The following is an 8,629-nucleotide window of genomic DNA, read 5'->3' as shown; positions in this document are numbered from 1 at the left end:
GGCTATAGCCTTGATAACGTTTACGATCTCGCACATCAGACATTGAACCGAAATAGACAACATTTTGCTTCCCACTTGCCAGCAATGTGGCCGTCATATCGTAAGCGGCCTGATAATTATTAAAACCGACCGTAATACGATTGAACTGGGGTTCCAGGTCCATCACCTGCGCAACCGGAAGCTCTGAAGCATTCAGGTATTTGTCCGCACGTAAGGTATGTTCAGAATCAGTCAGTATCAGCCCGGAAATCTGGCAAGAAAGCAGATTAACTATTTGTTCTTCTTCACGTTCTTTATTGTAGTTATAGTTGACTACCAGTGTTTGATAACCGCTGGCGGCGGTGACCGACTCGATACCAGCCAGTAAATCAGAGAAAATCTGGTTATTAAAGGAGGGAACCAAAATACCGATTCTCGGGCTTTTTTGATTGAGGCTAGTTTCCCCTTCTGAATCAGCACTGTAATTGACTTCAGCCATCACTTGAGCGATACGCTCACCGGTTTCTGGAGCCACTTTTTCCGGCGTGCGTAAGTAGCGGCTGACAGTCATTTTAGTCACGCCTGCTAGTAACGCGATATCCTGTAACGTAACACGCTGGTTTTTCATGGCATATACCTGGAACAAGAGTGTGGGAAGAATATACTCGTCATACTTCAAGCTGCATGTGCGTTGGCTGCACTCAATAACCCGAATCACTTACAACACAGTAAGCTCATCGGGATTCTCTCCCTTGCCGCCTTCCTGCAACTCGAATTATTTAGAGTAAAAAGTGATTATGCACTGTTAGAGGAGATAATGAAAAGCATGTTACTGATTTAAAATACAATAACAATCATGCTTCCTATTATTTAGTTATTTTATTATCAATAAGTTAAGCCACTACGCCCCCCATTGAAGAACAAAGCCCATACAAATAGTCCTCTTTTACCGTCACCAAGGCGATGTCGCTCACGTAAGTGGTAACAGCTTGTCGTAACATGAATTAAAGTGATCTGCATCACAGTTTGGCAAGGCGGAAAACGGTTTGATAGGCACATGTTTTCGTACAGCCATTATTCAATAATATTGATTTTATAATGTCGATTAATAAGCGCCATTTCCATCAGGAATTACTATGAAGAATTTATTTTCGTTAGAAAACCGCAAAGTATTAATTACGGGTTCCGCTCAAGGCATTGGTTTTTTATTAGCAAAAGGCCTTGCCGAATTTGGCGCAGAAATAATAGTTAATGATATTACCGCAGAACGCGCAGAAAAAGCCGCTGCAGAATTACGCGACAGCGGTTTTGTTGCTTATGCCGCGGCATTTAATGTCACTGACCATGATGCTGTGAATGATGCTATTGCACAAATAGAAAATAATATTGGTGCCATTGATATTTTAATTAACAACGCCGGTATTCAACGCCGCCATGCCTTTACCGAATTCCCAGAAAAAGATTGGGATGATGTGATTGCGGTAAATCAGAAATCCGTATTCTTGGTTTCACAAGCAGTTTCCCGTTATATGGTTAAACGCCAACGCGGAAAGATTATTAATATTTGTTCAATGCAAAGCGAATTAGGCCGCGACACTATCACGCCATATGCTGCCTCTAAAGGTGCAGTGAAAATGTTGACGCGTGGGATGTGTGTTGAACTGGCCCGTTACAATATTCAGGTCAATGGTATTGCCCCAGGTTATTTCAAAACGGATATGACAAAAGCACTAGTAGACGATAAGGCTTTCACCGATTGGCTGTGTAAACGCACACCAGCTGCCCGCTGGGGGGATCCGGAAGAGTTGATTGGTGCCGCGGTGTATCTCTCTTCCAAAGCATCAGACTTTGTTAATGGTCATCTGCTATTTGTTGATGGCGGGATGTTAGTTGCAGTCTGATAAGCAGCAGGGGAAAGTTATGTCTGGGAAATGCATTATTGTTATGGGCGTATCGGGCACGGGTAAATCCTGTGTGGGCCAAGCGCTGGCACAGGCACTTAACGCCAAATTTATTGATGGCGATGATCTGCACCCACGCGCCAACATCCAAAAGATGGCATCAGGTCAGCCGCTTAATGATAGTGACCGCGCTCCGTGGCTTGAACGGCTAAGTGACGTGGCATATAGCCTGCAACAAAAAAATGAAGTCGGTTTTTTAGTCTGTTCAGCGCTGAAAAAACAGTATCGTGACCGTCTGCGCGAGGGTAATCAGGGAGTTCGCTTTCTGTGGTTGACGGGCGATTACGATTTGGTATTACGCAGAATGCAGCAACGGGCGGGGCATTTTATGCCGGAGAGTCTGTTAAAAAGCCAGTTCGCGACACTGGAAGTCCCTGATGCCCGCGAACCGGACATCATTCCAATTGATATATCTCCTGACATTGCTGGTGTTGTTAAACACTGTATTACCGCACTGGAGCAGGAAAATAACGTCAGTCACTGTGCTTAAATCCTCGGCATGATGCATACGCAGAAATATAGGAATAGTTATGATACTTGATGAATTGAAAAGCGCGGTGAATAACCCACTTTATCCAGATGCTATCCGCCGCACACTGGCCGCCATCAGCAAGATGGATTTAGCCAATTTACCCGCCGGTGAATTAGACATTGAAGGCCGTGAGATTTATCTCAATCACATTATTGCCTCATCTAAACCATTGTATGAGCAAGCACCTGAATTACATCGTTATTACATTGATATTCATATTCTGCTGGAAGGCAGTGAGGTGATTGGTGCTTCACCATCAGCTCAGGGCCAGCGCCCTACAATGGATTTTGATACCGAACGGGATTACGGATTATTTGAAGGCATTACCACCGAAACTTTATTGACTCTGGCTCCGGGTGATATCGCCTTGCTGTTCCCAGGTGAGTTGCACCGTCCAATGGGAACATTAGGCGACGTTGCACCGCTGCGCAAAATAGTAGTTAAAGTGGCGAATCATCTGTTGTGATTTAGGAATGGGTCGATAATCAAGGTCGGTTGATATTGATTGGTGAATAGATTTGGTTGTCATAACTTCACGGCTCACTTAGCTTTGAGCGCCTCAACCGACCAATTGAGCAGAAGGGACAGCCTGCCCTCCTGCCCAATTGGGGCAACAAGGATTAAGTGATTGCTGAATAAATATCAACCAATAGCTCTAAGTTTTTGGATTCACTACAAGTGCCGTCTAAACTGCCCACACTCACGCGCGTATGGATTTTTCCGCAAGCAAGATAGATACACACAATCATTATTCTGGCTGACGAACAGCCACAATTATCCGCTCTTAAATACTCCTTCTTCGGACCAAAGTAAGCTTGTACGATAAAACAAGAGACGAACCTGCGATTTTTTCCTGATAACTCAGCGCTTTATTATGACTTAACGTCAATATCTTGTTTTTCTCGAATATAGTCGTCTACCGCTAGAATACGGCTAACATTTTGTTTTTGTTAGCAGTACACTTCAATAAATAAAGTCTACACGCTGTGACGTAGTTTAAATAGCTAACTTTTCCTGTAGATTTTATGAATCGTAGAATAATGGCAAACCACAACAAAAATAACAAATTAAATATTGGTTTAAATATTTAACTTTAACTAAATAATAAGGATTTTAAAAATGTCATTAAGGAATTTATTCATTGCCACCCCTCTAATTCTCTTAACTGGCTGCTCCCATTTACTTCCTCTTGACTACCAAGGTTATAATAATGCTGATGCGGCCACTATATACATCCAAAATGATAAGGGCAATGTTGGCACAACGTATATTGCCAAATACCATTATGTTAAAGCTGATGCTTGTTATCAGATGGACACAAGATATGAACTGAATTCTAATATATTAGCCGCCGATGGGAATATAATAGAAAGTAAGATAGAACCGGGTGGTTTTTATGCGGTGGAACAAAGTCTATCTCAGGGTCCAAGGGTCGCCTACCTGTCAGCATCGTTTGTGCCAGAACCGGGTAAACATTATTTTATTTCTCCAGGTTACGGTTCGGCAGAAATTCCTGATAATTTAAAAATAACCCTATCTATGGATAAGGATGAAATCTTCCAGCAATACGGCAAAGATCGGGTCAAAGGTTGGCCAGTAAGAAACTATTGCAAGAATTTCGTGCAAAAAGCATTAAGTTTTAATTAGGTTATATAGTCAAAATTTACTGAGAATGGATTTTAACCATGAGATTGATAAGAACCACACTTCTGACCCTGCCAGTTTTACTTCTAATAAGTTGTTCCAGACCAACCCCGGTTGTGAATATCTATAATGATGTGACCAGTGGTGATACAGCCAAAGTTCGCATCATTGGATTCACAGAAGACTCGCATATTTGGTCGGGTTATGACTGCAATGAACCGTATAAAATGCCAGAGAAGGGTTATTATCCTCATGTCCGTCAATCCTATGAAGGTAAACCTGTTTTTATCGATAAAGGATTTACAAAAACTGAGCTCCCCAAAGGAAAATATCCTATTGATATGGCTGAGTTTTATGTTCATGCAGGAAAACTAACAACTGTTTGGGCCTCTTACCACACCTCAGATCAAAGACTCTGCCAAAAAACAATCACTATCCGCCCTGAAAAAGATGAATTATATGAATTTAGAAATCGCATTGAAGGTGATATATGCGTATTTGAATTGTATAAAGTCAGTCCAGATCAGGCAACACCTCTCCCATTGCAAGATTTTCAGAGTATTTGTAAAAAACCTGGGCTGTAATTTAGAGAAAATCGCGCTTTATAAAAAAGAATAAAGACATTACTTTCTATTCTCATGGATGTCGTTATGCCAACTGACAAATTAATCTAATTGTTGGAGCCAAGGGCTAGCTTATTATGGCCCCTTGGCTGATTGCTTAATCGCAAGCCCGGTGACTATCACGTTTTGACAATCTAACTGGGCCACATAGCCCAATCTATGCCTTGTCGAGAACGTCTGGAACTCTGCTCCCTTGCCGTTCCCTTTTCGCCGCTAACCATAATCCGCTGTTCTTCATCGCGTAACCGAACACCACCCCGACTAACAGCGAAACAATCACCAGCTTCCAATTACCATTAGCGGCAAAAGTTGCACAGGCACCGATAAAGGTGCCGGGGACAAAGGATAACCACTGCTGACAGGCCTGAATACACATCAGAAACGCCACAAGACCCGTCAGAACATAGCCAAGGATGGCCCATTCCGGTTGCAAGGCGCTGCCCTGAATAATCATCATCGCCCAAAACACCCCGCTCGCGCAGGTTAGCAGGGTGATAAGCAGCCCTTTCAAACCACCTTGCGGGCAGGCAAAGTAGGCAGTACAGCCCAAAAAACCCGCCCAACTAATAAGCCCCAGGCTGACCGCAACCCAACCCCAGATACCTGAGAGAATGCCGGTGGTAATGGCAATCATCAGAATAATGTTCATCAGTATTCACCTGCGCAAAACGTTAAAAGAGAAAATGTATTGCATGAAAGTTGCGCAGTTTACCTGAATTCAATATCCTTTTATGTACAATGATCGCAAAAATAGTTAATAACCAACATTACATACATTTATTTTGTGATTAAAGTCACACTTAAGCTCTATTTGCAATGTATAAGTAATCACGCGTACCGTCAGATTGTTTCAATAAATCTTCTAACATATTCAGAGAATATAATTTTACAAATTCAAATTTTTTTACGGCTTTATCGCCGATTTCTTTTAACTGTGCTGCCGAAGGAAAATCAAACTTCCCCGCGTTGTAATCATAATATGCCATTAATAGATCACTAAACTTCTCAGGCCCAACAGTGTAGCTGGCATGGTTATTTATATAGTCAGCCAAGATAAGTGCCATACTATCATAGGGTTTATCAGAGATATCAGCACATAATTTATTTTTTACATTTGTCAAATTATTCATCTCAGCATTAATCAATCTTATTACTAGACCTTTACACATGTGTGGTGGTAAATACTCTTTAGCTTTATGGCTAACGTCTCCTTTTGTATTTAATAAGTTATTAGATGAATCAATTTTAGGGTTTATTTTTTTCAATATATCATTAGTGATTGTTTTTATTGCATAATAAGACAAATGTTCTTTCGCTTCATGCTCGTTTTTAAATTCAATTTTATACTGATTAAAACATGCCCGTTCAATAAGATAACTACATGAACCTTCCTCTTTTTGTGCTTTTAAAAGAAAAAAATCAAGGTGTTCTTTGCTTTTATTCACCATTTTATCTATTTCTATTGGAACGGAAAGTTTATCACTGACAGTTTTGTCTTTTTCTTCCTTATTTAAACAACTAATTAGATTGTTAATTACAACGCCTTCATTCTCACTAAATACTTCCGGCGTTGCCTTTAAAAAAGACTTATCGTTAGGATCATGATTAATTAATTCTTTGGCAGCATGAATACCTCGAGAAACATAACTCACTAACCCCATAAATATCACCTTAATAGTATATTGACCATGATGAATATTTCACCTAGGTGCTGTTATAAAGGTTGTATTTTATTTAATCTTAATTTAAAACCCTATCCACTATTTACCCCACCTCCACCTTAAATAATCTTAATTTCAGCGCAGAGTAAAAAAACAAAACCCCCTGCCAGGGTTGCTGACAGGGGGTTGGTATTGCCGATTTAACACCGAATTACATTAGCGGTTGCGCCAACTGAACCAGCGAAATCAGCGGTTGCGGATAGATACCCAGCACCAGTACCAAAATCGCGGAAATCAGCACCACCACACCACCGGCAGTCAATGCCCAGTTGCTTGGTGTATCACGAACCAGGGTTTCCGGCGCACTCAGATACAAGCTGACAGTCACGCGTAGATAGTAATACAGGCCGATGGCACTGCCCAATACCACGGCACCGGTCAACCACCACAGGTTGGCACTCACACCCATTGCCACGACAAAGAACTTACCGATAAAGCCCAAGGTCATTGGGATACCGGCCAGTGACAACATCATCACTGTCATCACCGCAGAGAGAATGGGCTTATGCCAGAACAACCCACGGTAGGAGAACAGTGATTCCGCATCCGGGCCTTTGTACGGGCTGGACATCAAGCTGACCACACCGAAAGCCCCCAAGCTACTGAACAGGTAACCAGCCAGATAGACGCCGACGGTCTCCAATGCCAGTTGATGGGTTTGCACTGCCACCAACGCAATTAGCAAATAGCCAAGGTGCGCGATAGAGGAATAACCCAGCAGACGCTTGATGTTGGTCTGGCTGATAGCCATCAGGTTACCAAACAGAATCGAGGCCACAGCAATCAGCGAGAGCACTAAACGCACCGCTTCACTGTCAGCGGCTGGCGCGTACAGGAACAAGCGCATTACCACCGCAAAGATGGCAATCTTACTGGCGGTCGCCAGGAAAGTAGATACCGGGGCAGGTGCGCCCTGATACACATCCGGCGTCCACAGTTGGAACGGCACCAGCGATAACTTAAAGCCAAGACCAACAATCATCATCCCCAGACCGGCCAGGATCAGCGGTTGGTGAATCATGGAGTCACTCAGGCTTTTGCCCAGACCGGCGAATGACAAACTACCAGATTCCGCATACAACAGCGCCATACCAAACAGCAGGAATGACGATGCCGCCGCAGACAGCAGCATGTACTTGATGCTGGCTTCCAGTGAGCGCTTCTGCCGATAGGCATAGCCGATCAAACCAAACAGCGGCAAGGAAATCAGCTCGATACCCAGGAACAGCGATGCCAGATGATTGGCGCTAGCGAGCAAAATACCGCCCATAGTCGCAATCAGCACCAGCAGGTAGAACTCTTCGCGGTTATCCGGATAGCCATTGAGCCACGGATAAGCAAAGGTGCTGGTCGCCAGACTGGCAACAATCACCAGCCCAGTGTAGAACATCGCGTAGCCATCAACCCGCATCAGCGGTGTGACATCCATCGGCCCGACCTGACCGACAAAGTAGAGTGACAGCAGCGCCAGGTTAAGCCCGATAACCGTGAGAGTGGCGTTGATAAAATGATCGCGTCGCCACGCAATGGACAGCATCACAACCACCACCGTCAATCCGACGATCAACAGCGGTAGCATTGCGATCAGTTGTTGAGGAGTTATTGTCATGGCGAATTACGGCCTTGTTGTTGGAATAATAGATGAAGCATTGAACCACTGCTGTACATTACTCATCGCAGCATGAGATGTGTCGAGAATTGGCTGCGGATAAACCCCCAGCAATACTAACAACACCACTAACAGCAGGATGATGGACAGTTCCCTTGCACTCATGCCCGGTAATGCTTCTTCAGATTTTGGCGCGCCGTAATAAGCACGCTGCATCATAATCAGCGAGTAAACCGAAGCAAAAACCAGCCCAAAAGTGGATATCACGGTAATCACCGGAACCACCTGGAAGCTGCCGAACAGGATCATGAATTCGCCCACGAAGTTACCGGTACCCGGCATCCCCAATGTTGCCACCGCGAAGAACAGCGATAGCGCAGGCAAGTATTTGATTCGACCCCACAGGCCACCCATTTGGCGCATATCACGTGTATGCAGGCGCTCATACAGCTGGCCGCAGATGATGAACATACCGGCGGCTGACAGGCCGTGGGCAATCATCTGGATAACCGCGCCTTGGTAAGCCAGTTGGCTGCCGGTATAAATGGCAATCAACACAA

General features: G+C 43.9%; 10 protein-coding genes. 5 read left to right on the top strand and 5 right to left on the bottom strand.

Annotated features, from left to right (window positions below; genetic code table 11):
• Positions 1 to 607 (bottom strand): LacI family DNA-binding transcriptional regulator (locus ACNSO8_RS00945; protein WP_418393557.1); only part of this gene is annotated, 607 nt, incomplete at its 3' end.
• Between the two features lie 508 nt (positions 608 to 1,115).
• On the opposite strand from ACNSO8_RS00945, the gene idnO reads away from it, so the two are divergent.
• The 5 genes from idnO (at position 1,116) to ACNSO8_RS00920 (ending at position 4,700) form a co-directional block, all read left to right on the top strand.
• On the top strand, positions 1,116 to 1,880 hold the full coding sequence (gene idnO / locus ACNSO8_RS00940; RefSeq protein ID WP_019083539.1) for a gluconate 5-dehydrogenase: 765 nt from the start codon (positions 1,116 to 1,118) through the stop codon (positions 1,878 to 1,880).
• 19 nt (positions 1,881 to 1,899) lie between these two features.
• Positions 1,900 to 2,430, top strand: coding sequence for a gluconokinase (locus ACNSO8_RS00935; RefSeq protein WP_019082027.1), 531 nt, complete (start codon positions 1,900 to 1,902; stop codon positions 2,428 to 2,430).
• Positions 2,431 to 2,470: 40 nt separating this feature from the next.
• A complete protein-coding gene (locus tag ACNSO8_RS00930; protein ID WP_019082026.1) occupies positions 2,471 to 2,938 on the top strand; it encodes a YhcH/YjgK/YiaL family protein in 468 nt (155 codons plus the stop codon).
• A gap of 653 nt (positions 2,939 to 3,591) precedes the next feature.
• Entirely contained in the window at positions 3,592 to 4,119 is a 528-nt protein-coding gene (locus tag ACNSO8_RS00925) for a hypothetical protein (protein WP_019082025.1), read from the top strand.
• A gap of 38 nt (positions 4,120 to 4,157) precedes the next feature.
• Positions 4,158 to 4,700 carry a hypothetical protein gene (locus tag ACNSO8_RS00920; protein ID WP_418393556.1) on the top strand — a complete coding sequence of 181 codons (543 nt, stop codon included), beginning with the start codon at positions 4,158 to 4,160 and terminating at the stop codon, positions 4,698 to 4,700.
• 196 nt (positions 4,701 to 4,896) lie between these two features.
• Here the strand turns inward: ACNSO8_RS00920 and ACNSO8_RS00915 are convergent, their stop codons facing one another.
• From ACNSO8_RS00915 to ACNSO8_RS00900, 4 genes are all read right to left on the bottom strand, one after another.
• Positions 4,897 to 5,388 carry a DUF1097 domain-containing protein gene (locus tag ACNSO8_RS00915; RefSeq protein ID WP_268215912.1) on the bottom strand — a complete coding sequence of 164 codons (492 nt, stop codon included), beginning with the start codon at positions 5,386 to 5,388 and terminating at the stop codon, positions 4,897 to 4,899.
• Positions 5,389 to 5,539: 151 nt separating this feature from the next.
• Complete coding sequence (locus ACNSO8_RS00910; protein ID WP_418393555.1) at positions 5,540 to 6,400, bottom strand: hypothetical protein; 861 nt, start codon at positions 6,398 to 6,400, stop codon at positions 5,540 to 5,542.
• A 211-nt stretch (positions 6,401 to 6,611) separates the two neighbouring features.
• Positions 6,612 to 8,069, bottom strand: coding sequence for an NADH-quinone oxidoreductase subunit NuoN (nuoN, locus tag ACNSO8_RS00905; protein ID WP_046050577.1), 1,458 nt, complete (start codon positions 8,067 to 8,069; stop codon positions 6,612 to 6,614).
• A 6-nt stretch (positions 8,070 to 8,075) separates the two neighbouring features.
• Positions 8,076 to 8,629 (bottom strand): proton-conducting transporter membrane subunit (locus tag ACNSO8_RS00900; protein WP_418393554.1); only part of this gene is annotated, 554 nt, incomplete at its 5' end.

The organism is Yersinia sp. LJYL362, from assembly GCF_048323875.1.
This window is presented reverse-complemented; position numbering and strand designations above follow the sequence as displayed.